26 protein-coding genes, 1 riboswitch and 1 other annotated feature are annotated in these 25,936 nt (G+C 41.8%); of the genes, 3 read left to right on the top strand and 23 right to left on the bottom strand.

Annotated features, from left to right (window positions below; all coding sequences use genetic code 11):
- Positions 1 to 2 precede the first annotated feature (2 nt).
- From aroE to NMM13_RS05400, 3 genes are read right to left on the bottom strand one after another with little or no spacing between them, the layout of a single operon-like run.
- Positions 3 to 875, bottom strand: coding sequence for a shikimate dehydrogenase (gene aroE, locus NMM13_RS05410; protein ID WP_254727730.1), 873 nt, complete (start codon positions 873 to 875; stop codon positions 3 to 5).
- The gene (aroD, locus tag NMM13_RS05405; protein WP_049474751.1) at positions 865 to 1,542 is read right to left on the bottom strand and encodes a type I 3-dehydroquinate dehydratase; all 678 of its coding nucleotides are present in this window, start codon (positions 1,540 to 1,542) and stop codon (positions 865 to 867) included. The genes aroE and aroD overlap by 11 nt, the downstream gene beginning before the upstream one ends.
- The gene (locus NMM13_RS05400) at positions 1,539 to 2,702 is read right to left on the bottom strand and encodes a class I SAM-dependent rRNA methyltransferase (protein ID WP_254727732.1); all 1,164 of its coding nucleotides are present in this window, start codon (positions 2,700 to 2,702) and stop codon (positions 1,539 to 1,541) included. Before NMM13_RS05400 ends, aroD begins: the two co-directional genes overlap by 4 nt.
- A 230-nt stretch (positions 2,703 to 2,932) precedes the next feature.
- On the opposite strand from NMM13_RS05400, the gene NMM13_RS05395 reads away from it, so the two are divergent.
- A complete protein-coding gene (locus NMM13_RS05395; RefSeq protein WP_024055522.1) occupies positions 2,933 to 5,092 on the top strand; it encodes an LTA synthase family protein in 2,160 nt (719 codons plus the stop codon).
- Positions 5,093 to 5,146: 54 nt separating this feature from the next.
- Here NMM13_RS05395 and pulA read toward each other — a convergent pair whose 3' ends face one another.
- From pulA to NMM13_RS05375, 4 genes are all read right to left on the bottom strand, one after another.
- Complete coding sequence (gene pulA / locus NMM13_RS05390) at positions 5,147 to 7,444, bottom strand: type I pullulanase (RefSeq protein ID WP_254727734.1); 2,298 nt, start codon at positions 7,442 to 7,444, stop codon at positions 5,147 to 5,149.
- Between the two features lie 78 nt (positions 7,445 to 7,522).
- Positions 7,523 to 8,485 (bottom strand): diacylglycerol kinase family lipid kinase, encoded by a 963-nt coding sequence (locus NMM13_RS05385; protein ID WP_021153031.1) that lies wholly within the window; start codon positions 8,483 to 8,485, stop codon positions 7,523 to 7,525.
- 9 nt (positions 8,486 to 8,494) lie between these two features.
- A complete protein-coding gene (ligA, locus tag NMM13_RS05380; protein WP_254727736.1) occupies positions 8,495 to 10,453 on the bottom strand; it encodes an NAD-dependent DNA ligase LigA in 1,959 nt (652 codons plus the stop codon).
- A 243-nt stretch (positions 10,454 to 10,696) separates the two neighbouring features.
- Positions 10,697 to 11,206, bottom strand: coding sequence for a QueT transporter family protein (locus NMM13_RS05375; RefSeq protein ID WP_134974153.1), 510 nt, complete (start codon positions 11,204 to 11,206; stop codon positions 10,697 to 10,699).
- A riboswitch (PreQ1 riboswitch) is annotated at positions 11,204 to 11,310 on the bottom strand. It overlaps the preceding gene by 3 nt.
- 28 nt (positions 11,311 to 11,338) lie before the next feature.
- On the opposite strand from NMM13_RS05375, the gene NMM13_RS05370 reads away from it, so the two are divergent.
- Positions 11,339 to 11,782, top strand: coding sequence for a GtrA family protein (locus tag NMM13_RS05370; protein ID WP_049513904.1), 444 nt, complete (start codon positions 11,339 to 11,341; stop codon positions 11,780 to 11,782).
- A 24-nt stretch (positions 11,783 to 11,806) separates the two neighbouring features.
- Here NMM13_RS05370 and NMM13_RS05365 read toward each other — a convergent pair whose 3' ends face one another.
- The 16 genes from NMM13_RS05365 to NMM13_RS05290 all read right to left on the bottom strand — a co-directional run bounded on the left by NMM13_RS05365 (position 11,807) and on the right by NMM13_RS05290 (position 25,686).
- A complete protein-coding gene (locus NMM13_RS05365; protein ID WP_134974154.1) occupies positions 11,807 to 12,514 on the bottom strand; it encodes a B3/4 domain-containing protein in 708 nt (235 codons plus the stop codon).
- A complete protein-coding gene (locus NMM13_RS05360) occupies positions 12,511 to 12,975 on the bottom strand; it encodes a MarR family winged helix-turn-helix transcriptional regulator (RefSeq protein WP_134974155.1) in 465 nt (154 codons plus the stop codon). The genes NMM13_RS05365 and NMM13_RS05360 overlap by 4 nt, the downstream gene beginning before the upstream one ends.
- Positions 12,976 to 13,228: 253 nt before the next feature.
- Entirely contained in the window at positions 13,229 to 14,200 is a 972-nt protein-coding gene (locus NMM13_RS05355) for a YihY/virulence factor BrkB family protein (RefSeq protein ID WP_254727738.1), read from the bottom strand.
- An 83-nt stretch (positions 14,201 to 14,283) separates the two neighbouring features.
- The gene (locus tag NMM13_RS05350) at positions 14,284 to 15,144 is read right to left on the bottom strand and encodes a methionyl aminopeptidase (RefSeq protein ID WP_003015764.1); all 861 of its coding nucleotides are present in this window, start codon (positions 15,142 to 15,144) and stop codon (positions 14,284 to 14,286) included.
- Positions 15,145 to 15,165: 21 nt separating this feature from the next.
- Positions 15,166 to 16,443 (bottom strand): CBS-HotDog domain-containing transcription factor SpxR, encoded by a 1,278-nt coding sequence (gene spxR / locus NMM13_RS05345; RefSeq protein WP_150905861.1) that lies wholly within the window; start codon positions 16,441 to 16,443, stop codon positions 15,166 to 15,168.
- Entirely contained in the window at positions 16,436 to 16,987 is a 552-nt protein-coding gene (locus NMM13_RS05340) for a GNAT family N-acetyltransferase (protein WP_003003737.1), read from the bottom strand. The genes spxR and NMM13_RS05340 overlap by 8 nt, the downstream gene beginning before the upstream one ends.
- A 56-nt stretch (positions 16,988 to 17,043) precedes the next feature.
- Positions 17,044 to 18,303: a UDP-N-acetylglucosamine 1-carboxyvinyltransferase gene (locus NMM13_RS05335; protein WP_254727741.1), complete on the bottom strand. Its 1,260-nt coding sequence runs from the start codon at positions 18,301 to 18,303 to the stop codon at positions 17,044 to 17,046.
- 193 nt (positions 18,304 to 18,496) lie between these two features.
- Entirely contained in the window at positions 18,497 to 19,687 is a 1,191-nt protein-coding gene (gene metK / locus NMM13_RS05330; protein ID WP_254727743.1) for a methionine adenosyltransferase, read from the bottom strand.
- Positions 19,688 to 20,086: 399 nt separating this feature from the next.
- Positions 20,087 to 21,313, bottom strand: a complete 1,227-nt coding sequence (locus NMM13_RS05325; RefSeq protein ID WP_254727745.1) for an ABC transporter permease — start codon at positions 21,311 to 21,313, stop codon at positions 20,087 to 20,089.
- Positions 21,314 to 22,019: 706 nt separating this feature from the next.
- Positions 22,020 to 22,451 (bottom strand): hypothetical protein, encoded by a 432-nt coding sequence (locus tag NMM13_RS05320; RefSeq protein ID WP_254727747.1) that lies wholly within the window; start codon positions 22,449 to 22,451, stop codon positions 22,020 to 22,022.
- 170 nt (positions 22,452 to 22,621) lie between these two features.
- Positions 22,622 to 23,089, bottom strand: a complete 468-nt coding sequence (locus NMM13_RS05315; protein WP_049490930.1) for a deaminase — start codon at positions 23,087 to 23,089, stop codon at positions 22,622 to 22,624.
- A 104-nt stretch (positions 23,090 to 23,193) separates the two neighbouring features.
- Positions 23,194 to 23,553, bottom strand: a complete 360-nt coding sequence (gene rplT, locus NMM13_RS05310; protein WP_000124834.1) for a 50S ribosomal protein L20 — start codon at positions 23,551 to 23,553, stop codon at positions 23,194 to 23,196.
- Positions 23,554 to 23,602: 49 nt separating this feature from the next.
- Positions 23,603 to 23,803: a 50S ribosomal protein L35 gene (gene rpmI, locus NMM13_RS05305; protein ID WP_003003453.1), complete on the bottom strand. Its 201-nt coding sequence runs from the start codon at positions 23,801 to 23,803 to the stop codon at positions 23,603 to 23,605.
- A 33-nt stretch (positions 23,804 to 23,836) separates the two neighbouring features.
- Positions 23,837 to 24,367 carry a translation initiation factor IF-3 gene (gene infC / locus NMM13_RS05300; protein ID WP_003003721.1) on the bottom strand — a complete coding sequence of 177 codons (531 nt, stop codon included), beginning with the start codon at positions 24,365 to 24,367 and terminating at the stop codon, positions 23,837 to 23,839.
- A 16-nt stretch (positions 24,368 to 24,383) separates the two neighbouring features.
- Positions 24,384 to 24,512 (bottom strand) — a sequence feature (ribosomal protein L20 leader region).
- 23 nt (positions 24,513 to 24,535) lie between these two features.
- Positions 24,536 to 25,216: a (d)CMP kinase gene (gene cmk / locus NMM13_RS05295; RefSeq protein WP_070586083.1), complete on the bottom strand. Its 681-nt coding sequence runs from the start codon at positions 25,214 to 25,216 to the stop codon at positions 24,536 to 24,538.
- A 14-nt stretch (positions 25,217 to 25,230) separates the two neighbouring features.
- On the bottom strand, positions 25,231 to 25,686 hold the full coding sequence (locus tag NMM13_RS05290; protein ID WP_003006692.1) for an SAG1386/EF1546 family surface-associated protein: 456 nt from the start codon (positions 25,684 to 25,686) through the stop codon (positions 25,231 to 25,233).
- A gap of 45 nt (positions 25,687 to 25,731) precedes the next feature.
- Between NMM13_RS05290 and NMM13_RS05285 the strand changes: the two genes are divergently transcribed.
- Positions 25,732 to 25,932 carry a ferredoxin gene (locus NMM13_RS05285; RefSeq protein ID WP_003003472.1) on the top strand — a complete coding sequence of 67 codons (201 nt, stop codon included), beginning with the start codon at positions 25,732 to 25,734 and terminating at the stop codon, positions 25,930 to 25,932.
- Positions 25,933 to 25,936: the final 4 nt, after the last annotated feature.

Raw genomic sequence — 25,936 nt, 5'->3', positions numbered from 1 at the left:
TCTTAGTCACATACAAATTGGCGATATTCTGTTGTCAATGCTTCCCATACAGACTCTGTAGGAAATACTTTCCCAGTCATTAATTCAAAGGCTGCTTCAGCTTGATAAAAGAGCATTCCCAGCCCATTTACCCTCTGGTTTCCTTGATTCACTGCTAATTGCAGAAAGGGGGTCACTGCCGGATAGTAGGCCATCTCTACGATTAAGGCATGTGGGGGAAAGGTCAAGTGACTCGCTATTGGAAGAGACTGACCATCCATTCCAACACCAGTGGCATTTAAGATGAGATCAGCTTGATGAAAAGAGTTTTGAATATCTTCATCTTTCTCAATCGCATACAATTCTATCAAGAAATCAAAGCCTTCTTCAACCAACTGAACTATTGAACGATAATGAACCAATCTTTCCTCTCTCACAAAGACAAGGATACGTTTCACACCTAGATGAATGGCCTGTGCAATAATCGCTAAAGCTGCACCACCTGCACCTAAGAGAACCATTGTTTTTCCCTTAATAGAGAAAGCAGGAGGTAAACTACGAAAGAAACCAATCCCATCCGTATTATAGCCTTTAAGCTTACCATCGCGGTGAACAATAGTATTGACAGAACCGATCTTTCGGGCTATCTCATCCACTTCATCTAAGTAAGGAAAGACCTTCTGCTTGTAGGGCATGGAGATATTGGCCCCAATCATATCCAACTTACGAATTTGGCTGATGGTGCTTTCTAAGTCTTCTTCAGCAATATCCCAAGCTAGATAAGCAGCATTGGTCGCTGTTAATTCATAGGCTAGATTATGGATGAAAGGAGAGATACTATGACGAATGGGATGGGCAATGACCGCTGCCATCCGAGTATATCCGTCAATCTTCATTTAATAACTCCCGAATTCTTCTCATATTTTCAAGAGGAATTTGACCTGGAGCGCTTTCATCTCCGACTCTAGCATAAGACCAAGAAGAGCCTGTCAAATCAGCTGTCAAGCGCGAAATCTTCCCTACCTTGCCCATGGAAATGGTTACATATTCTTGCTCAGGATTCAGTGTCTTGAAACCACGCGTATAATTCATCAAGTCAAGAACATCTTGTTCATTGTGGGCCATAACGGATACCTTGACCAATTTTGGAGAAAAGCTGGTCAATTCCGATAAGATCTCCATCATATTTTCCGGAGTCTCTTGGAAATTGTGGTAGCTGAGAACAAGATTTGAAAATTCCAACATCTCTTCAAAGACTTCACGATGACTATAATACTCGAAATCGATATAATCCGGATGATAGATGGATTGAATATCTTTCAGGATCCCAACATATTCTTCATTAGTCAGCTCCATCCCTCCACCTTCAGCTCGAGTCCGCAAGGTGAATAAAATCTCGCGTCCAGCAAATTTCTCAAAAACTGCAGGAGCGACGGTTAAGATCTCGCTTTTTTCTAAAAAGTCCGCACGCCACTCAATAACATCTGCATCCTCGTAACGCGAACTATCTAGTTGTTGCGCCTCTTCTAAGGAGCGAGGCATAATCGAAACAACTAACTTCATACATCCACCCTAATCGTAAATACTTTTAAGTAATTACTACTTTCTTCTTTCTTGTTCCATCGAAAATCTCCCGGAAGTCCGTATTCCGCTACATAGCGATGCTTACGGCCTTGAAATCCCTTTTCGATTTGTTTTTTAAATTTATCTTTGGTCACATTTGCTGCATTGGTACTGAGAATCAAGGTCCCACCTGGATTTAAAATCTCAAGAGCCTCGCTGACCAATCGATGATAATCTTTAGCGACTGAAAATGTCCGTTTTTTATTCCGCGCAAAGCTAGGCGGATCAAGCACGATCACATCATAGCTTAGGTCATGGCGTTTGGCATATTTGTAATAGTCAAAGACATCCATCACGACAAAACGATGAGCATCGAGCGCCAAGCCATTTGCCACAAAATGCGCTTCTGATAGTTCTCTACTTCTCTTAGCCAGATCGACCGATGTTGTCTCAACTGCTCCACCCATTGCCGCAGCCACAGAGAAGGCCGCCGTATAGGAGAACATATTGAGCAAGGACTTGCCAGCTGCTAAGCCCTCTACCAAGCTACCTCGAACTTCATGCTGATCCAAAAAAATCCCCGTCATCAAGCCATCATTGAGAAAGACTTGGTAAGAGACCCCATTTTCAAGAATCAAAAATTCTTGCGGAGCTTCTTCTCCATAGACATGAGCCGATTCATAGTCCAAGCCTTTAAAGCGAATCTTTTCATAGCCACCTCGGACTTCTGAAAAAGCTTCTTGAAAGGCTGCTAGAATGGTTTCCTTAATCTGAAATACGAAGGGATTGTACCAAGAAAAAACAACAAACTCACCATATAAGTCAACCGTAAAGCCACCAAAACCATCTCCATCTTGGTTAAAGAGACGAAAGGCCGTCGTCGTTTCATCCGCATAATAAGAACGACGGTATTGCTTGGCTTTGATGAAAAGCTTTTTAAAAAAGTCTTGATCAAAAGCGACCAACTCTTGTGAAACAAACCATCCAATCCCTTTATTTTGTTCAGATAAGTATCCGACTCCTAGGGATTTTCCATCTCCTGAAAGCAATTGAACCTCTTGATTCAAAGCAGGAAGTGACTCAAAATCTTGCTTTTCAAGAAGGGATTGTCCTTGTTTGATTTTTGTTGCGACTTGGCGACTGACTGTGAGTTTTTTCATATCCTCTATTATAGCAAAAGTCTGCAGTTTTCACAAAGAGAGGCTTTATTTACTGGAACTTTTTTTACCGTTTTATCCTAGCTTTCATCATTTAGCTTCAAATGATATAAAATGCCGGATCTTTCCTATTTCTTTCCTCTCCTTTACAGTCATTTTTTTCTTTCTCCATAAAATTGTGGTATACTTGTATATGAAAATTTTTAGGAAATAAGACAAGGAAGTAACATTTTGTGAAAAAAATTACGAATTCGATACTCAATTTCATGAGTACCAGACTAGGATTTGTCTTGACCCTTCTGTTGCTCTACTGGTTCAAAACCATGTGGGCCTATTCAGTTGATTTTAATTTAGACATTCAGGGACCGTATCAGATTTTTCTAGCAGTGATCAACCCATTGCCGATCAGTCTGCTCTTCATTGGTCTTGCACTTTATATCAAACGAACCAAGCTCTTTTATAGTTTGGCCTTTGGGATCTACCTTCTCTTATTTATTTGGTTGATTTCCAACTCCATCTATTATCGAGAGTTTACAGACTTCGTAACGGTCAATACCATGTTGGCTTCCAGCAAGGTTTCTGCCGGTCTCGGAGCTGCTGCTTTAGAATTGTTCCGACCTTGGGATGTGATCTACATTCTAGATTTCCCTATTCTAGCTTTCTTCTTCTTTAAGAAATGGATTCGAATGGACAATCGTCCCTTCAATAAACGAGCTAGTTTTGCGGTTACCTCTTTATCGGCTATGCTCTTTTCGGCCAACCTTTTCCTTGCAGAAATTGACCGACCTGAGCTCTTGACTCGTGGGTTCTCAAACTACTATGTCGTTCGTGCCCTAGGCTTACCAGCCTTTCTGGGGTATAGCGCTAATCAGACCTATGCTGCCAACAAAGAACGTTCCAAAGCCTCCGAAGCAGATTTAAAACCGGTGGAAGAATATATCCAACAGCATTATGCCAAGCCTAATCCTGAGTACTTTGGAATGGCCAAAGGCCGTAACGTCATCTACATTCACTTGGAAAGTTTCCAACAATTCTTGATCGATTACAAGTTGAAAGTAGACGATAAAGAATATGAAGTGACACCTTTCTTAAACTCACTTTACCACTCGAAGGAAACCTTTGCCTTTTCAAACGTCTTTAACCAAGTCAAGGCAGGGAAAACGTCCGATGCTGAGACCATGATTGAAACAGGCCTCTTCGGACTCAACCAAGGTTCCTTTATGGTGAACTATGGTGGAACCAATACCCAACAGGCTGCACCATTTATTCTTTCAAAAAATGGTTACAACTCGAGCGCTGTTTTCCACGGGAATGCTGGAAGTTTCTGGAACCGAAATACCGCCTATAAACAATGGGGCTACAATTACTTCTTTGATGCCAGCTACTTCACCAAACAAAACAGCAGCAATTCCTTCCAGTATGGTCTTAATGACAAATACATGCTCAAGGATTCCATCAAATACCTAGAAAGATTGCAACAGCCTTTCTATACTAAGTTCATTACGGTTTCCAACCACTATCCTTATACGACCAGCTTGTCGGGAGATGATCTTGGATTCCCACTAGCTAAAACACAGGACGAAACCATCAATGGCTACTTTGCGACCGCTAACTACCTAGATTCTTCGATCAAGGCCTTCTTTGATTACCTGAAAGAATCTGGTCTTTACAAAAATTCCATCATCGTTCTCTATGGGGACCACTACGGAATTTCAAACTCCCGCAACCCAGCTCTTGCTCCTCTACTTGGTAAGAACTCTGAAACGTGGTCAAGCTATGATAATGCCATGTTGCAACGCGTACCTTATATGGTAGTCATTCCAGGTATGGATAAGGGTGGCATCATTGATACCTATGGTGGCGAAATTGATATGCTCCCAACCTTGGAACATTTGTTAGGTATTGAATCCAACAAATTCCTCCAAGTTGGTCAAGATATGCTCTCACCAGAACATGATCAAATCGTCGCCTTCCGCTCCGCTAACTACTTTGTTACTCCAGAGTATACGAGCTATAGTGGCCGGACCTATTACACCAAAACAGGTGAGGAAATCACGAACCCAGACGAAAAAACCAAGGAAGAACTGGACAAGATCAGGGAAGCTGCTAACCTGCAATTGAAGATTAGCGATAGCATCCAGACCGGTGATCTCCTTCGCTTCTTCAAGGGCAATGATCTTGGAAAAGTCGATCCAGAAGATTATTCCTACACCAATTCCTTCAAAGCATTGAAGAAGATTGAAAAGGAAAAAGGTGACAAATCAACCAGCCTTTATAACCAACGTGGCAACCAGTCCACCGTTGATCTCTTCAAGGCACCAACTTATAAAGAATTGCACCCAGAAGACGATAGTTCTTCCTCAACAGAGACCAGTAGCAGTTCTTCTAAATAAAGAGAATCCCTGAGTTTTCAAACTCAGGGATTTTGTGATTTCTTTAAAAAGAACTTAATCTAGGACTTCAAAAACAGAAGCTGTTAAATTCTCCACGTAGAATGGTCGTTTATGACGACTATTCCCAACCATCAATGTCAATTTATTTGAATTTTGGAGGTAATATGGAAGCCCGCTGACGTTGAAGATGACCAAGTACTTCTTGTCTCCTGTTAGTTCATAGATGACAAGACCGCTGGTATCAGTTGCAGATTGGATAAAGACTTGTTGATAGATTTTATCATAGCTTTCAAGCTCTAAGACAGGAAGACTTGTCTTCAAATTGATCAAGCTTCGGATATAGGCAATTGATTCCTTGTTTTGACTGACCAGATCCCAATTGACCTGATTCACAAAATCTGGAGCATTGTAGGAATTCATGGCCCGTTCACGATCCAAAGGGGTGATCTCACCATCAGGACCTGTCGCTACCAATTTAGTCCTCATGAACTCTTGACCCAATTGCATAAAGGTCATGCCCTGGAAGAGCAGATTCATGGCTGTAGCAAACTCTGAGCGCTTGACCAAGCCTGCTACTTCTTCATTCGGATGAAGGGTCTGAAGCAAGTCATAAAGATTATAATTATCGTGAGCTTCCACATAATTCAAGACCTGATTGGGACTTAAATAATTGCCAAGCTCCGCACTACCTAAAGCAGCACGTGCAACGATATTCTCCGTCGATTTTCGACTGACGAAGCCACGTTTGATGGAACCATAAACCTCAGCCCCTTTAATGGCATCGCGCTCCGTATCATTAAAGAAACCAATTCGAGGCAATTGCGCTGCATTGTCTTTCTTAGCCTTGTCTTCTGGTGCGAGACCTGTCCCCATGTCCCAGCCTTCTCCGTAAAGAAGAATGCGAGGATCTAGAGCATCCATAGCCTCCCGAATAGCATTCATCGTCCTTACATCATGAATGCCCATCAAATCAAAGCGGAAGCCATCGATCTGGTACTCCTTGACCCAGTGTGTGAGGGAATCAATCATGTACTTGCGGTACATTTCATGCTCACTAGCTGTTTCATTACCGACACCTGTCCCATTTTGGAAGCGACCATCTGGCTCCATCCGGTAATAATAATCGGGTACTGTATTTTGGAAAGGACCATGCTCGGTCGAGTAGATATGATTGTAGACCACATCCATAACCACAGAAATTCCTGCCTCATGATAAGCCCGGATCATGGTTTTGAGCTCTTTCACGGTTTGTTTCGGATTGGATGGATCCGTCGAAAAACTCGTTTCTGGTGCGGAATAATTTTGAACATCGTAACCCCAATTGTAGGTCACACGGCCTTCTTCGTCGTACTGTTTAAAGCGATCAGAGATCGGCTGCAGTTGCACGACATTGACTCCTAACTGACGGATATAATCAAAGGCAGTTGCATCACCATGGCTATTGACGGTTCCTTCTTGGCAAGCGCCCAGATAGGTTCCACGCAAAGACTCGTCCACACCTGAAGTCGGTGATTTGGTCAAATCTCGAAGGTGCATCTCATAAATCACTGCTTGACAAGGATTGTCCAAGCGCCAAGGAGTCGCATCGGCTCCTTTTTTAGGACCCCAATCAAACTGACGATCTGCTCTTGAAAGAATGGCAGTGCGCATCCCGTCCGCTGTCGTTGCAATGCTATAAGGATCGCTCGTCACTTGAGTATGGTGTTCAAAATTCACACGATATTGATAAGCCATGCCACTTAAATTTCCTAGAAAATCTAAAATCCAAACACCATGGGTATTTTCTGGGTGGTAGCTAGACTCTTGTTTGCCACGCATCATCGGAATAGTTTTCCAAATAGGCGCATCCAATTCTGTTGATTGATAGAGTAACAATTCAACTTTCTTAGCAGTAGGAGCCCACAGTTTAAAGCAATGCTCTCCTTCTTCCTCCCGATGACCGAGCCATCCTTGATACGCCCACTTGGCATCAAACTCTCGAGGGCGCATCGCCATATCGTAGGCATGAGGCTGACGATGGCTGTATGCATGACTCGTCAAAGCAGCTTGCAAAGAATAATAGACTGTATCGTCTCCATCAAGAATCCACACTTCTCGAACATGCCCTTCTGGTAAGAGTTCGATTTCAAAGTCCCGGGTCTTAGTGAGCCAATCCCCTTCTTTAACTAGGACATGGCCCCGGTTCAAGGCATCCTTACTCTCGTATACCAGATTTCCCTCCACTCCAAAATAATCCAACTTGGAGAAAGAGACTGATTTTCCTTCTACTTGATCCTGCCATTGCCACATATCATAGGCAAAATAATTTCCTTTTTGCTTATGAAAATGAAGCTTTACATGGTATTGTCGCATAACATTTTCCTATTTCCAATTTGATACCGAAGGAACCATTCGCTCGTGAAACACGTATATGGTTCCAACTATTTGTTTTTATTCTTCAGATGTATGAACCAATGCATCGTTGTTGATTTCATCAATATTCGCAAAGAATTCCAAGTGATTATGAAAGACTTCCAATTCAACTGGAGTATCTCCCCCATATTCGCCATCTAGATTGATGCGGAATGGTTGAGCATTTTTCCCTAACATTTCGATCGACAACTTCTTGGTCTTGAGATATTCTACATTTTCATCGTGCACATGCTTGCCTCCATTAATGGCCTGAATCATCAAGGACAACATGTTAAAGAGCTTAGCAGTTTTTACGATAATCAAGGTGAAGTTTCCATCATCGAGCTTAGCATCTGGTGCGACACTTTCAAAGCCAGCAATAGAGTTGGTCAAAGCCACAAAAATCATCGAAGCTGGACCTTCAAAAACGCCATTATCGTGTTCGATCCGTACCTTACGAGCCTTGTTCCTCGGCAACATTTTAGCTGCTTCAGCTACATAAGCAAAGTAACCCAGGCGAGATTTGACACTACTTGGGACACTGAAGGTCAATTCTGTCATGGTCCCTGCTGCAGCAATATTGATAAAATACTTACTGCCATAAGCACGACCAATGTCCATTTGAATGGTTTGATTCTTTTCGATAATGCGGGCAGCTGCCACTGGATCTCCCATCGGGATCTTCAAGGCACGCGCATAGTCATTGGTTGTGCCGGTTGGGATAAAGGCCATCTGCGGACGATTCTCCAGACCTGCAACTCCATTGACCACTTCATTAATCGTGCCATCTCCACCAGCAGCAATGATTAAATCAAAGCCTGCCTTAGCGGCTCTTTCTGCTTCATTTTGGGCAGAAAATGGTTCTGGAGTCGTTTGATAAGCGCTAGTCTCATAGCCCACATCTTCGAGTACGTCCAAGACTTCCGCAATATTTTTCTTGATAATTTCTTGCCCAGAGGTCGGATTATAAATTAAACGGGCTTTTTTGATTCGTTCTACCATAAAGATCCTCTATAAACTTTCAAGCCAGGCCTCATCTTCTACCTGGATTCCTAATTCTTGTGCTTTGGTTAATTTGCTACCAGCGTCACTACCTGCAACGACCAAATCTGTTTTTTTGGAAACCGATCCGGTTACCTTAGCGCCCAGACTTTCTAATTTTGCCTTGGCTTCTGAACGCGTGAGGCGCTCTAGCTTCCCAGTCAAAACGACTGTCATTCCTGATAGGGCCGCATCAGCAGCGACTTTCTCACCAAGATAAGCCATATTGACACCAGCTTCTTTAAGCTCTTGCAATAGGCGCTTGGATCCTTCTTGAGCGAAATAACGCTTGAGGCTTTCAGCCACGACCATACCGAGACTATCAATGCTGGCAATTCTTTCTGGATCAGCTGTAGCCAATTGATCGAGGTCATGGAATTCTTGGAGCAAGATTTGACTAACCTTGCTACCGACATGGCGGATCCCCAAACCAAAGAGCAACTTCTCAGCTGAATTTTCTTTTGAAGCTTGAATGGCTTCATAGAGTTTTTCAGCAGATTTTTCTTTAAAGCCTTCCAAAGTCAATAGGTCCTCGACTGTCAGACGATAGATCCCAGCTACATCCTCTACCAACTGAGCTGCGAAGAGTTTCTCTACAACAGCTGGACCCAAGCCTGTGATATTCATAGCATCCCGACTGGCAAAGTGGTTCAATCCTTCCTTAATCTGGGCTGGACAGAGCGGATTGATACAGCGAAGGGCCACCTCATCCTCGAAATGAAGCAACTCACTCTGGCAGCTCGGACAATGAGTTGGAATGGCTAATGCTTGATCAGAGACTCGCTTATCTTTGACGACACGCAAGACCGCAGGAATGATATCACCCGCCTTATAGACAATGACGGTATCATCCTGATGAATGTCTTTTTCAGCAATATAGTCCACATTGTGCAAGGTTGCCCGACTAACAGTGGTTCCTGCTAGCTGGACTGGAGTTAGATTGGCAGTTGGCGTCACAACACCGGTCCGTCCAACCGTCCAATCGACTGATAAAATTTTTGCTTCTTTTTCTTCAGCTGGAAACTTATAGGCGACAGCCCATTTAGGAGCTTTTACGGTAAAGCCTAGTTCTTCTTGAACAGCTAGGTCATTGACCTTGATGACGATCCCATCGATATCGTAGGGAAGATCCTCTCGAAGCTGAGCTACTTTTTGGATGAAGTCCCAAATTTGCTCCATATCCTCAGCCAGCACTCGCTCTCGGTTCACAACAAAGCCTAAGCGGGCTAATTTCTCAAGCACGCCTTCCTGACTGCTTTGATCAGTTGGACTCACTTCTTGATACAAGAAGGTCGCGAGATTTCGCTTGGCCACGATTTTCGTATCCAATTGGCGAAGCGTTCCTGCAGCAGCATTCCGCGGATTAGCAAACTCCGGCTCGCCGTTTTCTTGACGGATCTGATTGATCCGATCAAAGGAAGCCCGTGGCATATAGCACTCGCCTCGAACTGTAATGTTCACTGGCTCTGGTAACACTAAAGGAATGTCCTTGACCCGCTTGAGGTTCTCTGTAATATCCTCACCGACAGAACCATCCCCACGTGTCGCCCCCGTTACGAGGACTCCATTTTCATAGGTGAGGGAAATGGACAAGCCATCGATCTTCAGCTCACATACATAGCTGATAGAAGGAAATTCCTTACGGACACGCTGATCAAAGGCTTCTAATTCTTCACGCGAAAAAGCATCCTGCAAACTATAAAGGGGATACTGGTGCTGGTATTTGGTAAAGCCTTTTAAAACCACCCCACCTACACGGTGAGTTGGACTCTCTGGTAAGATCTCATCAGGATGAGCGGTTTCTAGTTCCACCAACTCCCGATATAATTGATCATATTCACTATCTGAAACAGATGGAGCGTCTTTTGTGTAATACTCGTAAGCATATCGATTGAGTAATTCCACTAATTCTTTCATTCTGGTTTTCATGTTCTTATTTTATCATAAAATCTTAATTTAGCCTTGAATTTACTGCATTCTTAGCATTAAAAAAAGGGGCTGGGACAAAAGTCCTAGCCTCTCAATTATTTTTGGATTGTCGAGCAAGACGCAGCGGTTGAGTGGGCTCTACTACGCTGATTTCATCAGCTTTTACAGCCCTACTCAACTGTGCGGAGGTGGGACGACGAAATCGAATTCTAACGAATTACCGATTTCTGTCCCACTCTCTTCTTATTTTGTAAAATCGATCCGTTTAGAAAGTTGATTGATCACAATCGCTCCAAAAATCAAGGATGCGAATTCACCCAATCCCATAGTCAACCAGTTATAGAAGAATGGTTGGCCTTGAAGGTAGTATAGTTCCAAGGCAATCGTAAACATGGAGATGGAAAAGAAAATCGCAAACAAGAAATGGTCCAAGCGAATAAGACCGTCAAACAAGAACTTGTTTTTAAACCGACCAAATAGAATAAGTCCAAGTCCTAGGAAGACAAAGGTTGAACCTCCACCGACAAAGACATCGATCCATCCAAAACTAAATAAGTTAGCAATCATACAACCAAGAGTCACCCCAATCAAGTACTTCTTATTGTAGAAGGCTAAGAAATTCATCATTTCCGAAACACGGAATTGATAGCCATAGTAGGCCATAGCATTGAGTGGTGGGGTAATGGTCAATACGATATAAATCGCAGAAACAATGGCAATTTGCGCCATATCACGAGCAGTTAACTGTTTCATTTATTCTCCTTTAGCGGTTTTCCCGCGTGTAATATGCTTGGCGAAAGGATCTTAAGCACCAAGGGTTGAAGGTTTGATTTCTTCAACCTTTCAAGTATAGCATATTTTGAGGTTTTATGGTAGACTGAATTTATGAAAACACTAATTAAAAAATTTTTTGATAATGAGATTTTATCCTATCTCTTTTTTGGGGTTGCCACAACCATTGTTTCCGTCGGAACCCGCCTCTTCATCTATCAAGTGTCTCGTGATGAACGATTAGCGACCGCGATTGGAAACATTGCTGGGATCCTCTTTGCCTTTGCAACCAATGATACCATTGTCTTTAAACAAGAAAGAAAGGGCTGGTTTCAGCGCTTGATCCGATTTGCAATTGCGCGCTCTGGGACCTTTGTACTGGACATGGCCTTGACCGAGATTTTTGTCAAGCAGTTCCCAGGAATTATCGGGCAATTCGTCCACAATAACAAAAGTCAGATCAATCTGATTGAAACCCTCTTTGCACAAGTGGCCATTGTAGTCCTCAATTACGTCTTTAGTAAACTCTTTGTCTTTAAAAATAAAAACAAGGCTTGAAACGATTGTTTCAGCCTTATTCTTTTAAACTTCTATACTTGCATGCTCTGCACTTAATTGATAGATGGTGCCTTCAACCCCAAAATAATCTTTGGCTAGATCTTTCAATTCCTGCATAGCTGTTTGTGCCCGTTTGGCCTGCTCCTCATTGATGGCTTCAATAACTAAAATAGCGTCCTTGGTATCTTCTGTTAACATAGTTCTTTGTGCCTCACGCCAATTCAAGCAACGGCAAACAGCTCCGTCTTGGTCGTAGTAGATAATCTCCCCTTCCAAAGCTGGAGCATCTTCTTCAGCACCTAATGGAAAGAAAGGTTCGCCTCCTTTCGCTTGCCCTAGTGAGAGTCCACCCACCAATTTATCCATATCTTCTCCCCCACAAGGAAGGGCATAAGCCATAGAAACACTATTGTAAAGATCCACCAAAGGATTAATCGGATAGAATTCACGTCCCTGGTGAACCCGTTTTAAGAGTGCCTCGATGGAAGATCGGGCTCCTTTTTTTGTTTTAAACTTGCTAAAAGCTTGGCGCCACTCTTGAACGAACTCACTCTGGGTATAGTTTTCTTCATCAATAAATTCCCATGCTCTCTTGGTACCCTTGTCCAACAATTCTTTGAAATAAGGATCCTTGGCTTCATCTACTGTATTATCAATACCATACAAGGACATCACTGTAATTATAGCTGTTGGAAATAAATCCCAAAATGCTTGATCGACTGTCACTTTCATTGCTTTACCTCACTATAATTTCTTTTTTGACCTTTTTTGACTAGCTCCCAATCCAAGGTGATATTCTCTCGAACTCGGATGAGATACTCCTCTAACTGTGCGACTTCCTCTTTGGAAAATCCTTTTAAGGCAGTTTTTTCAGAGTAATGATGCTCCCCTAAAATGAAGGGGTAAATCTGCTTACCTTTTTCAGTTAATTCCCATTCCTTGATTTTAAGGTTTTCACCCCTTGGACGCTGCTGAATCAGTCCTCGTTCTTCTAGTTTTTTTACAGACCTTGCAACGGTGGATCGATCTACTTTCAAGACTTCAGAGAGTTCTTCCTGAATCATTCCAGGTTGCTCGGCAATTCGCACCAGGTAGAGGTATTGACCACGCGCCAGATCCAAATCTCGAAATTCAATATTTGCTATAGAATCCAGTGCTCTCGCAATGATGCCAATCTCACGCAAAATACTCATCTCACTCCTCCTTTCCTATTGACAATAGCATAACACATTTTTATTGCAAATGCAATAAAAATAGATAAGAAAAAAAGAGGCTGGGACAAAAATCCTAGCCTCTCAATTATTTTTGAATTGTCGAGCAAGACGCAGTCGTTGAGTGGGCTCTACTACGCTGATTCCATCAGCTTTTACAGCCCTACTCAACTGTGCGGAGGTGGGACGACGAAATCGAATTCTAACGAATTACCGATTTCTGTCCCACTCTCCCTTATTCCGTTTTTTCTTTTTTTATCAAGCGTAACCGAAGCTTTAATTTTTGTGAAACTTCTCTATGCCGAAAGTCCACTTCTTCTGATTTTAACTTAGAGACAATTTCTCCACTGCGCGTTTGGAACTTTGCTTCTCTAGCAAATTGGATACTGGCATTTAAAATACAACCAATAATCATGATTTTTGCCACCAAGATAAACCAGAACATGATGACCGCTAGGACGACCGAACCGAAGAAACGAGCATCTAAGAAATGACTCACATAACGATCCACATATTTCCAAAAGATATTCAAGATCGCATACAGGACAGCAACAACAAAGGTCGCCCCTGGCAATACATATCTAAATTTCGGAATTTTGACATTTGGAAGGGTGTAATAGAGTAAGACCAGACTAACAAAAAGCAAGAGATAGATGGTCGGCTCTGTCAAATTCAGTAAGCGCACATAAATCGTCCGATCAAATGAAAAGGTCCGATAGAGATAGCGAACGATCATTTTCCCAAACATGGAAAGGATCAGCGAGAGTCCAAACAAGCCCTGCAAGGCAAAACTGATCAGGAAGCTAAAGAGTCGCCCCCAGATAATACCACGCTCTTTTTCCACCCCATAACTCTTGTTATAGGCTTTTTGGAGGTAGGCAATGCTCTGAGAGAAGATCCACAAAGCAGAAATAATCGAGAAACTCAGTAAGCCTGTCGAAGGTTTGGTCAAGACACTCGAAATCATCTGTGCCACTATTCGATATAAGGAGGCTGGCAAAACTTTCTGTAAGCTTAAAAGAATCTGAGTGGGACGAATATGAAAGTAGGGTAAAATATTGGCTGCAATCAGCATCAAAGGGAAAATGGAGATCAGCAAATAATAGGCTACAGCAATGCTGGTGATATCAGACTCTGCACTCTGATAAAACCGCACGAAGCCCTTTATAAATGGCTGTTCCAGTACTTTTTGTAGGACCTTTTTCATTCGTCACCTCCCCATTTTACTAAAAAAGAGCAAAGAGCGAAACCAGACACTAGCCTTCAGCTCCATTCTTTCCTCTCTATTTTTTAGTATGTTCCTTCTTCACCTTGACTAGTCAAGATCACTGGACCATCTTTTGTAATCACAAATTGATGCTCGTATTGACAAGAAAGTCCACCGTCGAGGGTCTTATGGGCCCAACCAGTTTCCATATCTGTATCAATCTCCCAAGTACCGGTATTGATCATTGGCTCAATCGTCAAGACCATCCCTTCACGTAAGCGAAGACCGCGTCCAGCACGACCATAATGTGGGACCATTGGTTCTTCATGCATGGTAGGCCCGACACCGTGTCCGACCAAGTCACGCACAACGCCATAGCCCTTGCTTTCCGCATACTCTTGAATCGCTGCGCCAATATCTCCCAAGCGATTACCTACGACCGCTTTCTCAATTCCCTTATAGAGACATTCTTTGGTCACGTCCATCAAATCTTTGACTTCTTGGGAAACATTTCCAACAGCATAAGCCCAGCATGAATCAGCTAAACCACCGGTATAGGACTCTGTATATTTTTTCACTTGGGCTACATTATCAAAATCCAATTTTGAAACATCTAAAACAGACTTATCCAGCGGTTCAGACAAGACCATATCTACCTTGAGGAGATCACCATCTTTAAGAATGACGTGACGTGGAAAAGCATGGGCTACTTCGTCATTCAAACCACAGCAAGTCGCATAAGGATAATCCATGAGACTGCCTTCTACACCGATCTGAAGCGGCAAGACATTGGCTTCTTTACAGCGACGACGGACATATTCTTCTACTTCCCATAAGTCAAGCCCTGGCTTGATCAAGTCACGTAATCCAATATGAATGCTGGCAAGGAAATCTCCTGCACGATCCATGGCTTCAATTTCACGTTGTGATTTTAATGTAATCATTGTCTCCTCATTTCTTTTTGTTTAATTAATCTTAATCGTAATGGTTGCTTTCGCGACTAGCTGCAGATCTAAATACAAGCTAAAATCAACCAAGGCCGAACGTCTAGTTCGCCGAACAAGTTGGGGTTCAATGCGGATCACATCATCCACCTGCACAGCCTGTAAAAAATTGATGATCAACTGTTCGACAATCAAGCTACGCCCACTGTGTTGCATCATCTTGCGAATAACCTTCATCAGCACTTCGATCATGACCCCATTGGCCAAAACACCGCTTTTCTCCAGCATACTTGGCTCCACTGTGAATTGGTAATGGTCGTTCTCTGTTTGAATCTTTTGACCAATTTGCTCACTAAAGGTTGGTAAGCTCGAAAACTGCACCTTGCTGATCCGATCCATGACATCCCGACGCGTAATAACCCCCAGCAAGGTCTGGTTATTACGAACAACAGGAATCATTTCATAATCTTCAGCGATCATCCGTTGGCTAATCGTCGCAATGCTGGTGGACAAATTAGTGGTAAAAATGGTCCGTGACATCACCTTATCAAGGGTCGTCTGAGGCGCCTTATCTCCAGCATCTCTCATGGTCACGACCCCCACCACCATCTGGTGCTGATTGACAACCGGAAAACGACTAAAGCGATTCTTTCGAACCAAATCTAAATAATCCCGGACCGTATCCGTCTCAGAAAGATAGCCGTACTCATGGAAGGGCCGATAGACCTGCTCGACTGTCAAGATATCCGTCTTGATCTGCATGTTAGACAAGGCCTTATTGATCATGGTCGCGACGGTATAGGTATCGTGTGAAGTTCGGATGACTGGGATTTGCACCTGATTGGCCAGATCAATCACATCCTCACTGACCTCAAAGCCACCCGTCACTAAGACCGCATTGTCATGCTTAAGAGCCAATCGTTGGATGCTAGTGCGGTCTCCCACGATCAAAAGCCCACCTTCAGACACATAGTCTAGGACGTGCTTTTCCGTCATGGCACCGATGTAAAATTTATTAAATTCTTTTTCGAGACCTTCCTCACCTGCTAATATTTCAGAGCCAGTGATTTCTAAAATTTCCCGATAGGTCAAGTGCTCTAGTACAGCTTTTTTCGATTTGACACGGATAGTCCCGCTTCTAGGACGCGTTTCTACAATTCCTTGATTTTCAGCTTCTTTAATAGCCCGATAAGCCGTCCCATCACTGACATTCAAAAAGTTGGAAATACTGCGGACACTGACCCGTTTTCCAATCGGCAATTTTTCGAGATAGTCTAAAATCTCTTGGTGTTTACTCATAGAAGTCCCCTCTACCTAGGCGGAAATCATAATAATCGCGCATTTTACGCGTATAGCGGTCACTCCCTTTGAATTGACGAAAAAGACGAAAACCAGCCTTTAAAGCGACCTTTTGACTCCCTGCATTTTCAACATGGGTGACAATCTTAAGCTCCTTCAGTTGAAATTTCTCAAATGATAGATAAACCAACTCTTTGACCGCTTCTGTCATCAGACCCTTTCCCCAAAAATCTTTGCGTAAAAAGTAGCCTAACTCAGCCTCACCCTTAATCTCATCCAACTTTTCAAACTTAATGGAGCCGATCATCTGATTGGTTTCCTTATCACAGATCGCCCAAACCCCCAAAGGATTTTTCATGAAATAGTTGGCTAGTACATATTGAGTTTCAGCAAGATCGGCTTGAGCAGGAAAGATAAATTGTAGGTTATCAGGATTCGAAGCAATCTTATAAAAATCTTCCGCATCCTCAAAGAGAAAAGGTCGTAAATACAACCTTTGTGTTTCAATTAGTGAATAGGCAGCTAAGTGCGTCCAAATATTCATTTCAAACTCCATTGTTCGTGTATCCAGCCGCCACTATCAGATTCCTAGTTCTGTCACTATTCCTCTACCAACTGGATGTCTGCTCCAAGTTGGGTCAATTTATGAATAATATCTGAATACCCGCGAAGGATGTATTCCACATTTGTAATTTCTGTTGTTCCAGAAGCCATGAGACCGGCGATCACTAAAGCCGCACCAGCTCGAAGATCCGTCGCTTTCACACTGGATCCTGTCAATTGATTTGGCCCTTCATAAATAATGTGGTCGTTCAAGGTCGAAATGGTGGCCCCCATTTTAGCCAATTCTGGTACATGGTTGACCCGCTTTTCATAAATTGTATCAACAATGCGTCCACGTCCTGCAGCCGTTAAGAGCAAAGGTGTGATCGGTTGTTGCAAATCAGTCGCAAAACCAGGATAAGGAGACGTTTTGATCTGGATGGCCTTCAAGCCCGTCTGCTTTTCTACAAAGATACTATCTTCAGAAATGGTCATGCGCACACCCATTTCCTCTAACTTAGCAATATAGCTCTCTAAATGCTCATACAGGACATTATTGATCTGGATACCTTCTCCAATAGCAGCTGCAAGGGCAATATAGGTTCCAGCTTCGATGCGATCCGGAATTACTTGATGTCTCGTTCCATGCAAATGCGGAACACCATCAATGATAATAATATCTGTCCCTGCTCCACGAATATGAGCTCCCATGTTATTGAGCAAGGTCACCACATCGATAATTTCAGGTTCCCGCGCAGCATTTTCGATCACTGTCCGACCTTCAGCCTTGACTGCTGCTAAAATCGTATTGATCGTTGCACCGACACTAACAGTATCCATGTAGATGTTAGCTCCTTGAAGAGGCTTGCCATCAGTCGCAAGTTTCATACTAGAGCCATCCATGGTCATAGCAGCTCCCATCGCTTCAAAGGCCTTCAAATGCAAATCGATCGGACGTGGGCCAAGATCACACCCACCAGGTAGTCCAACAGTTGCTTGACCATAACGCCCTAACAAACTGCCATAGAAATAATAGGAAGCTCGCAGACTGTTGATTTTTCCAAATGGCATGGGCATATTCTTCACCCCACGTGGATCAATGATCAAACTGTCTTCTTTGCGCTCGATCTTAGCCCCCATGATGGTCATGATTTCAATCAGACTCGCCACGTCGGAGATATCCGGTACCCCATCGAGGGTCACGATATCATCCGCCAGAATGGTCGCCGGAATCAGGGCTACTACACTATTTTTTGCACCACTAATGGTCACCTCTCCTTTTAGAGGGCGACCACCATTTATTACAATTTTTTTCATCTTAATAATTTATTAGCTCTTTCAAGTCTTTTTCCTTTTACTATCGTTTTTTTGTAACGGAAATAAAAGGGACAACGTATTCAAAATACTGCATCTATTATACCACAGATCGACCTATTTTTCCATCTGTAGGAATTTTCAAAACGAAAAAAAGCTAGGATCAACTTGACCCTAACTTTTCCATTTCAACTAATTATTTTACAGCTTCTTTCAAGGCTTCTACCTTGTCCAAACGTTCCCATGGAAGGTCAATATCTGTCCGTCCCATATGGCCATAAGCCGCTGTTTGACGGTAGATTGGACGTTTCAAATCCAGCATTTGGATAATCCCTGCAGGACGAAGATCAAAGAGCTCACGTGCTGCTTTTTCAAGCTTACTTTCAGCGACTGTTCCAGTACCAAAGGTATCAATACGAACAGAGACAGGTTGAGCTACCCCAATGGCATAAGCCAATTGCACTTCTGATTTCTTAGCAAGACCTGCCGCTACGATATTTTTGGCAATGTAACGAGCTGCATAAGAAGCAGAACGGTCTACCTTAGTGGCATCTTTACCAGAGAAGGCACCACCCCCGTGACGGGAATAACCACCATAGGTATCCACGATGATTTTACGACCAGTCAAACCAGAATCTCCTTGAGGTCCTCCGATAACGAAACGACCTGTTGGATTGATGAAGAATTTTGTCTCATCATCCAGGTAAGAAGCTGGAATGACTTCTTTGATAACCTTGTTAATCACATCTTCATGGATTTGTTCATTGCTGACATCTGGATCGTGTTGAGTTGAAATAACCACTGTATCCACGCGCACTGGGCGGTCATTTTCATCGTACTCAACAGTAACTTGTGACTTGGCATCTGGACGAAGATAGCTGATTTCCCCAGACTTACGAAGCTCTGCCAAACGACGAACCAACTTGTGGCTGAGTGAAATTGGCAATGGCATGAGTTCTTCTGTTTCATCCACCGCAAAACCAAACATGAGACCTTGGTCTCCTGCTCCGATCAAGTCAAGTGGATCTTGATCTGCATTTCCACGTACTTCCAAGGCTTCATTAACCCCTTGGGCAATATCAGGAGATTGTTCCACCAAAGATGGGTGTACTCCTACAGTCTCAGCAGAGAATCCATATTCTGTATTGGTATACCCAATCTCTGCAATGGTATCACGAACCACACGGTTAATATCCACATAAGCAGTCGTTGAAATCTCACCAAAGACATGCACGGAACCAGTATAAACAGCTGTTTCGGCAGCCACGTGAGCTTCTGGATCTTGCTCTAAAATAGCATCTAAAATAGCATCTGAAATTTGGTCTGCAATCTTATCTGGATGCCCCTCAGATACTGATTCAGACGTGAAAAGTTTACGTTCTGACATAAAAATGTCCCCCCTTAAAAAATATTGTTATAGAGTTACAAAGTACTGATAGAAGATTTCTACCACCTTATCGGGACCATATAACACTTCATTATAACACATTACATATGATATGGAAAATGATTTTTCAAAAAACCCATTAAATCAGCTTTTTCGGTCTATGCAATACCCAGTTAAACTGACTTAAACAGTCCTCAAAGTTCCTAAAAAGTTCACAAAAAATACCCCGTAGGGTATCTATCAATTGACGAGTTCAGCAGGCAAGATCTAGCACCCTCACACGGTGCTTTTTTTATCTTCAAAAATGGTAGGCGTCCGCGTACCAATGGGTACTCGAAAACCTACCACCTACTTAAATGATAACAGTTCTTTAAAAAATTTCAACCCTATCTACTTTAATCAGTCTCCATTTTTAAATAATATACCTCCAATAAATACCAGGACTCCTAAAACCAAGGATAAAATATTTGGACCTGTCCAATAAGGATCTAGCGTACCTATGATGGAAACAATAAATAAGACGGCTGATGTATTTAAGAGACCCACATTTCCATTCCTCATAGCTATGAAAAGGATGAAAGTCGCAATCATAAAACAAATATAATGGATGGCACCAATATATAAGATCAGTAGATACATGGGGTTTCCTAAAAATAAAGGAAAAATCATAATACCAAGGTGGCAGACTGCTATTATAAGGGCGCTCCATAACCAAGGCGAATGAAGAATGATCCTCTTTGGCGAATTTTCTTTATCATTGTTTGATTGTATATCAGCATTCAACTGATCGTTTACATCTATGTCTCCTTCTACTTGAGAGTACGCCATCTCTGGTTTAGTGTCAATAGATGATAGATCTTGTACTTTCACCTTGGACTCCCAGCTAGCTGCAACTTTCTCAAGTAAACTAAAAACACGACAAGCAATATAAATCGATAAGAGAAGATAAAAGAGACCGTAAAAGCTTATACGAGAGATGAAAGAGTATACTATACCTATCTCAACAAAGGAAGATAAAATGAGCAAAAGAGAAAAGACTTTCTGAAGTTTATCACTTGTACTTGTGATCATAACATTAATCAGAAGTAAAAACATTAACTCCATTACACTGTATCGAAGTGTAAAAGCGTAAATATCACTCGTTCTATCCATACCAATCAATATAAATAGTGGAGAAATATTTGTAGAGGCAACAAATAGTACTAAATAAGCTATCGATGATTTCCAACCATCTTTACTTTTCCAATTGTTTAAAAGCTCCCTCATTTCTACATTCTTTATAAGCAAGCAAATCCATATTAAACAAATGATATTTAGCACAAAGGAAATGTTCATCAGATTTGTTGGGGAGAAAGGTGGTAAAAATAACATCAGTAGTTGGGTAATTGAGAGGAGAAGAACAGCTATCAATCCTTCAACATTTAAACGTTGCTTCATAATTCTCCAAATTACCCAGCAAATAATCATTCCATTCCATATAGAAAAAATACTAGAGGTAGTGATCAGTGGTGTATTTCCATTTAAATTTTGGACATTATAGCTATCTACTAGACTACTACCATAAGAAACAAGATAAAGAATTGCTTCAAGAATTAGCAGTATACCATACCATTTTTTTCTAGACATAGATTCTCCTCCACTTTCTAAGAAAAGTATTTAACGATTCATTTATTTAAATTATAACACAATTTGTAATCGTTTTCTTAGTGCGTTATCAGTACTAAATAAATAAAAAAGATAGGATTGAACACCCTACCTGCTAGCATCACTCTTCATTTTTAAGCAATACAATTCCAATAAAAACCAGTATAGCTATCACAAGAGGAGGAAAGAAAAAGCTAGACCAATCTGGAGTACGAGCTGTAATCATTGAGACAAAATAAATACCTACAGACGTGTAAAGAGTTGTTACATTGCCCATCTTTTTCCCATTCCACAAGAGAATGGTTGCAATGATGAAACAAATGAGATGAAACCCAAGGAAAAACAAGAGGGCAGGTGCCCATCCTGCTAATACGGCTACTTCGAGGAGAAATAATCTTCAGTATATAATCGTGAAAGCAAGTGCAATAGATAGCGTTAACTAACTTCCAACTCTCTTTTCTGAACCAATCTCACCAACAGGCGAAAGAGCTTCCTCCGGAATCTTTGCCTCATTTTCTTTATCTACTTCAGGATTTTTTTGTTGATCTGTCATAACTTTCTCCTAACATTTTTAGTTATTCTTTCAAATAATAGCTCTTAAAAATAGAGAGGAAGAACTGATTTAACTATCTCTTTGATCGACCCGAATACTTTTTATTGAGTAGAGTTGACCATACCCATTTTTTGATTAAGAGCTTTTCTCTTCTTCAACTAAGAGTGTTCCAATTAAAACCAGAATACCTAGCAGTAACGGAGCGATTCGAAAAATATCCCAATCTAGTTCAAAACCCAAGATGATAGACAGCAGATAGAGTCCAACACTCGTATAGAGGAGGCTTTTATTCCCCTTCTTCATCCCTAGTCCAAGTAAAATGGTTCCAATAGCAACACCTAAGAAGTTTGGTGTTAGAAAAATCAACAACATGAAAAATCCCAAAATATTAAAGAAAAAGACAAACAATACAAGATAGATAATGGATAGGTAAAAGGTTACTGAAAGAAGAATAGAATGTAAGCTATTTTCTTTTGGAGGATTCTGAACAGATACAGAATTGGGATAATCTTCACTGATCTTACTATGTTCTTTATTTTCCTCAAGATGTTTCTCTTGGTTTGTCATCACTTTCTCCTACCTTTCTTATATTTTTATGTTTTTCCGTTAACACCATTATACTTGATTCCATTATTCTTTTCATGATAGCCATCTATTCAATGCTATCTCTTAAACATTAATTTGAACAGTTTTTCAATTAGATTGCTAACATATCATGAAATAGACTGGAAGCTTCCCTAAATAAAATCAGCCTCAGCAATAGCTCGTTTCACTTCTTCAATTGGTAAATTGACCAGTTCTACTTCTTTTTCACGGTAAAGATACTCGGCATATTCATCGATGCGGTATTGATGGATATAAACGACCCGCTTGCAACCGACTTGAAGCAACTGCTTGGTACAATTGAGACAAGGAAAATGTGTCACATAAGCTGTAAAGCCTTTTGGAATTCCACGTTCAGCTCCTTGCAAAATAGCATTGACTTCCGCATGAATCGTCCGGACACAGTGTCCCTCGACCATGAGGCATCCATCCTCTAGACAATGATCTGTCCCAGAAACGGATCCATTATACCCGGTTGCAATGACTTTATTATCCTTAACCAGAACAGCGCCTACTTTCGCTCGATTACAAGTTGCCCGATTTGAAATTAGTAAGGCCTGTGCTGCAAAATACTCATCCCATGCTAGTCGATTGTGTGTCACCTTTGTATCCTCCATCTCTCCTCATATTGGTTACGATTATTTTCATTATAGCATGAAATCAGCAAGAAAAAAAGACTGAGGAAAACTCCTCAGCCTTGTAAACATTATTTACCAAGTTTTGCTTTAGCTGCATCTGCAAGAGCTGTGAAAGCTGCTGCATCGTTAACAGCCAAGTCAGCAAGCATTTTACGGTTAACTTCGATCTCAGCCAATTTCAAACCATGCATCAATTGTGAGTATGAAAGTCCGTTCATACGAGCTGCCGCATTGATACGTGTGATCCACAATTTGCGGAAGTCACGTTTCTTTTGACGACGGTCACGGTATGCATAGTAGTAAGAGTTCATTACTTGTTCTTTTGCAGTACGGAACAAGATGTGTTTAGCTCCATAGTAACCTTTAGCTAATTTAAGAATACGTTTACGACGTTTGCGTGATACAACGCCACCTTTAACACGTGCCATTTATATTTCCTCCAATATTTCCTAGAATTCTTTACTTACAAATACGCGATTATTTCAAGCGAGTAAGCATTGCTTTGATACGTTTGAAATCTCCTGCATGCACCATAGATGCTTTACGAAGATGACGACGTTGTTTCTTAGTTTTTCCGTGGAAACGGTGAGAAGTGTAAGCACGGAAACGTTTAAGTCCACCAGAACCTGTACGTTTGAAACGTTTAGCTGATGCGCGGTGTGTTTTTTGTTTTGGCATGATATTTTCTCCTTTTTTTAACTTTCTGACAGATTATTTCTTGTCAGTTGCTGGCGCCAATTGCATGAACATTTGACGTCCATCCATCTTAGCTCGTTGTTCGATGATCGCCACATCTTGTGTCGCTTCAGCGAAGTCGGCTAAAACTTTAGCACCAATCTCTTTGTGGGTAATCATACGACCCTTAAAGCGAATGGATACCTTCACTTTATTTCCTTTTTCAAGGAATTTGCGAGCATTGCGAAGTTTTGTATCGAAATCACCCTTGTCAATCACTGGGCTCAAACGAACTTCTTTCACGGTCACAACGCTTTGTTTTTTGCGTTGTTCTTTTTGCTTCTTCTGATACTCAAATTTGAACTTACCGTAGTCCATAATTTTCGCAACAGGAGGTTTAGCTTGAGGTTGAATGAGAACCAAATCAACATTAGCGTCGTCCGCAAGTGCTTGCGCTTCGCTAAGTGGTTTGATACCCAATTGCTCACCTTCAAGACCGATTAAGCGAACTTCACGTACACGAATTTCATCATTGATGAATAAGTCTTGCTTTGCTATGGTTTTCACCTCTTTTTTATTATTCGAGAAAAACAAAGAACGGACCTGCAAAACAGGCCCGAACTACATGATGTATTTCATTTCTGAAACTTGATCCGTAGGGGCCAGGCAACTTGCGTCACAAGGCGAGAAGTTCTCACTTCTGCTTTTCTCAACTTTTATATGATATCAAGTTTTTTATTCTTTGTCAAGAAGTTTTTTTGCTTTTTCTTCAATAAATGCAACAACGTCTGCAATTCCAACACCCGTTGTGTCAAAATGAATGGCATCAGCTGCAGGTTTCAAAGGAGAAACGGCACGGTGGCTGTCCTTATAGTCCCGCTCAGCGATTTCTTTTTTCAACAATTCAAGATCCGCTGTGATGCCCTTTTCAACATTTTCCTTATAACGACGTTCTGCCCGCTCCTCAACAGAAGCGACCAAAAAGATCTTCAACTCTGCATGTGGAAGGACGACTGTCCCAATATCGCGTCCATCCATAACGATGCCCCCCTCTGCTGCAATTTCTTGCTGTAGAGTGACAAGTTTTTCACGGATCGGCGCAAGTGCTGCAACCCATGAAACATTGTTGGTCACTTGGTTATCGCGAATCGGGTGAGTAATATCCACGTCCGCTACAAAGACAAGCTGCTCTCCTTCTTCCGAACGACCGAAACTAATTGGATACTGATCTAAAAGGGCTAACAAGTCATCAACCTGTTCAGCTGTCAGATTATTTTGCAAAGCTAGGTAAGTCGCTGCACGGTACATAGCTCCTGTGTCTAGATACGTATAGCCTAGATCCTTGGCAATGATCTTTGCAACTGTAGATTTTCCACTAGAAGCCGGTCCATCAATGGCAATTTGAATTTGTTTCATGCTGTCCTCAACTCCTACTGAATCTTAACGACATCACCAGGATTGGCATACCATGATCCTGTAGACATGTGAGATGGATTTAACTGTTCCAATTGAGCAATGGAAATACCAGCACGCGCAGCAATCGCTGCTTCCCCTTCACCTGCTTGAACAGTGATCGTACCTTCTTCAGAGTTCTCATCTTTTGAACTATCGTCTTTAGCCGCTTGGTCAGTTTGTGCTGCAGGGGCTGATGATTTCTGTTCAACCTTAGTCTCTCCATTGTAGAAGCCAGACATTTGTTTTGATTTATTGCTGCCACCTGTTGAAAGGAAAATCAACAAGCAGACCATCGCTACTACTACTACAAAGAAAATAATGGCTAAAATCGTCAATAGACGATCTGCCTTGATTCCGTTTAACTTACTCGTTCTTTTCAATGTTTCTTCTCCATCATCGTAAATATCTTCTTCCCATGGTTCTTTTGCCATGACTTCCTCCTTGTTTTTTCTCGTAAAAATCATTACAATAGAAGTATGAAAGTTACGTTAATTCCAGATCGTTGCATCGCTTGCGGTCTCTGTCAGACCTATTCTGAATTATTTGATTACCATGACAATGGCATCGTTAAATTTGCTGCTGAAGAGGACGACCTCCTTGAAAAGGAAGTTCCTGTCACAAACGATGTTCTCGAGGCTATTAAAGAATGCCCCACTCGTGCTCTCTTAAAAGATTAAGAGG

Origin of the sequence: Streptococcus sp. CF8_St5-11 (genome assembly GCF_024295625.1) — a bacterium.
Classification (GTDB): Bacteria; Bacillota; Bacilli; order Lactobacillales; family Streptococcaceae; genus Streptococcus.
This window is presented reverse-complemented; position numbering and strand designations above follow the sequence as displayed.

Excerpts from the sequence above, each read along its gene's own strand:
- aroE (WP_254727730.1), bottom strand. The coding sequence starts at position 875 with ATGAAGATTGACGGATATACTCGGATGGCAGCGGTCATTGCCCATCCC.
- aroD (WP_049474751.1), bottom strand. The coding sequence starts at position 1,542 with ATGAAGTTAGTTGTTTCGATTATGCCTCGCTCCTTAGAAGAGGCGCAA.
- NMM13_RS05400 (WP_254727732.1), bottom strand. The coding sequence starts at position 2,702 with ATGAAAAAACTCACAGTCAGTCGCCAAGTCGCAACAAAAATCAAACAA.
- pulA (WP_254727734.1), bottom strand. The coding sequence starts at position 7,444 with ATGCGACAATACCATGTAAAGCTTCATTTTCATAAGCAAAAAGGAAAT.
- NMM13_RS05385 (WP_021153031.1), bottom strand. The coding sequence starts at position 8,485 with ATGGTAGAACGAATCAAAAAAGCCCGTTTAATTTATAATCCGACCTCT.
- ligA (WP_254727736.1), bottom strand. The coding sequence starts at position 10,453 with ATGAAAACCAGAATGAAAGAATTAGTGGAATTACTCAATCGATATGCT.
- NMM13_RS05375 (WP_134974153.1), bottom strand. The coding sequence starts at position 11,206 with ATGAAACAGTTAACTGCTCGTGATATGGCGCAAATTGCCATTGTTTCT.
- NMM13_RS05370 (WP_049513904.1), top strand. The coding sequence starts at position 11,339 with ATGAAAACACTAATTAAAAAATTTTTTGATAATGAGATTTTATCCTAT.
- NMM13_RS05365 (WP_134974154.1), bottom strand. The coding sequence starts at position 12,514 with ATGAAAGTGACAGTCGATCAAGCATTTTGGGATTTATTTCCAACAGCT.
- NMM13_RS05360 (WP_134974155.1), bottom strand. The coding sequence starts at position 12,975 with ATGAGTATTTTGCGTGAGATTGGCATCATTGCGAGAGCACTGGATTCT.
- NMM13_RS05355 (WP_254727738.1), bottom strand. The coding sequence starts at position 14,200 with ATGAAAAAGGTCCTACAAAAAGTACTGGAACAGCCATTTATAAAGGGC.
- NMM13_RS05350 (WP_003015764.1), bottom strand. The coding sequence starts at position 15,144 with ATGATTACATTAAAATCACAACGTGAAATTGAAGCCATGGATCGTGCA.
- spxR (WP_150905861.1), bottom strand. The coding sequence starts at position 16,443 with ATGAGTAAACACCAAGAGATTTTAGACTATCTCGAAAAATTGCCGATT.
- NMM13_RS05340 (WP_003003737.1), bottom strand. The coding sequence starts at position 16,987 with ATGAATATTTGGACGCACTTAGCTGCCTATTCACTAATTGAAACACAA.
- NMM13_RS05335 (WP_254727741.1), bottom strand. The coding sequence starts at position 18,303 with ATGAAAAAAATTGTAATAAATGGTGGTCGCCCTCTAAAAGGAGAGGTG.
- metK (WP_254727743.1), bottom strand. The coding sequence starts at position 19,687 with ATGTCAGAACGTAAACTTTTCACGTCTGAATCAGTATCTGAGGGGCAT.
- NMM13_RS05325 (WP_254727745.1), bottom strand. The coding sequence starts at position 21,313 with ATGTCTAGAAAAAAATGGTATGGTATACTGCTAATTCTTGAAGCAATT.
- NMM13_RS05320 (WP_254727747.1), bottom strand. The coding sequence starts at position 22,451 with ATGACAAACCAAGAGAAACATCTTGAGGAAAATAAAGAACATAGTAAG.
- rplT (WP_000124834.1), bottom strand. The coding sequence starts at position 23,553 with ATGGCACGTGTTAAAGGTGGCGTTGTATCACGCAAACGTCGTAAACGT.
- rpmI (WP_003003453.1), bottom strand. The coding sequence starts at position 23,803 with ATGCCAAAACAAAAAACACACCGCGCATCAGCTAAACGTTTCAAACGT.
- cmk (WP_070586083.1), bottom strand. The coding sequence starts at position 25,216 with ATGAAACAAATTCAAATTGCCATTGATGGACCGGCTTCTAGTGGAAAA.
- NMM13_RS05290 (WP_003006692.1), bottom strand. The coding sequence starts at position 25,686 with ATGGCAAAAGAACCATGGGAAGAAGATATTTACGATGATGGAGAAGAA.
- NMM13_RS05285 (WP_003003472.1), top strand. The coding sequence starts at position 25,732 with ATGAAAGTTACGTTAATTCCAGATCGTTGCATCGCTTGCGGTCTCTGT.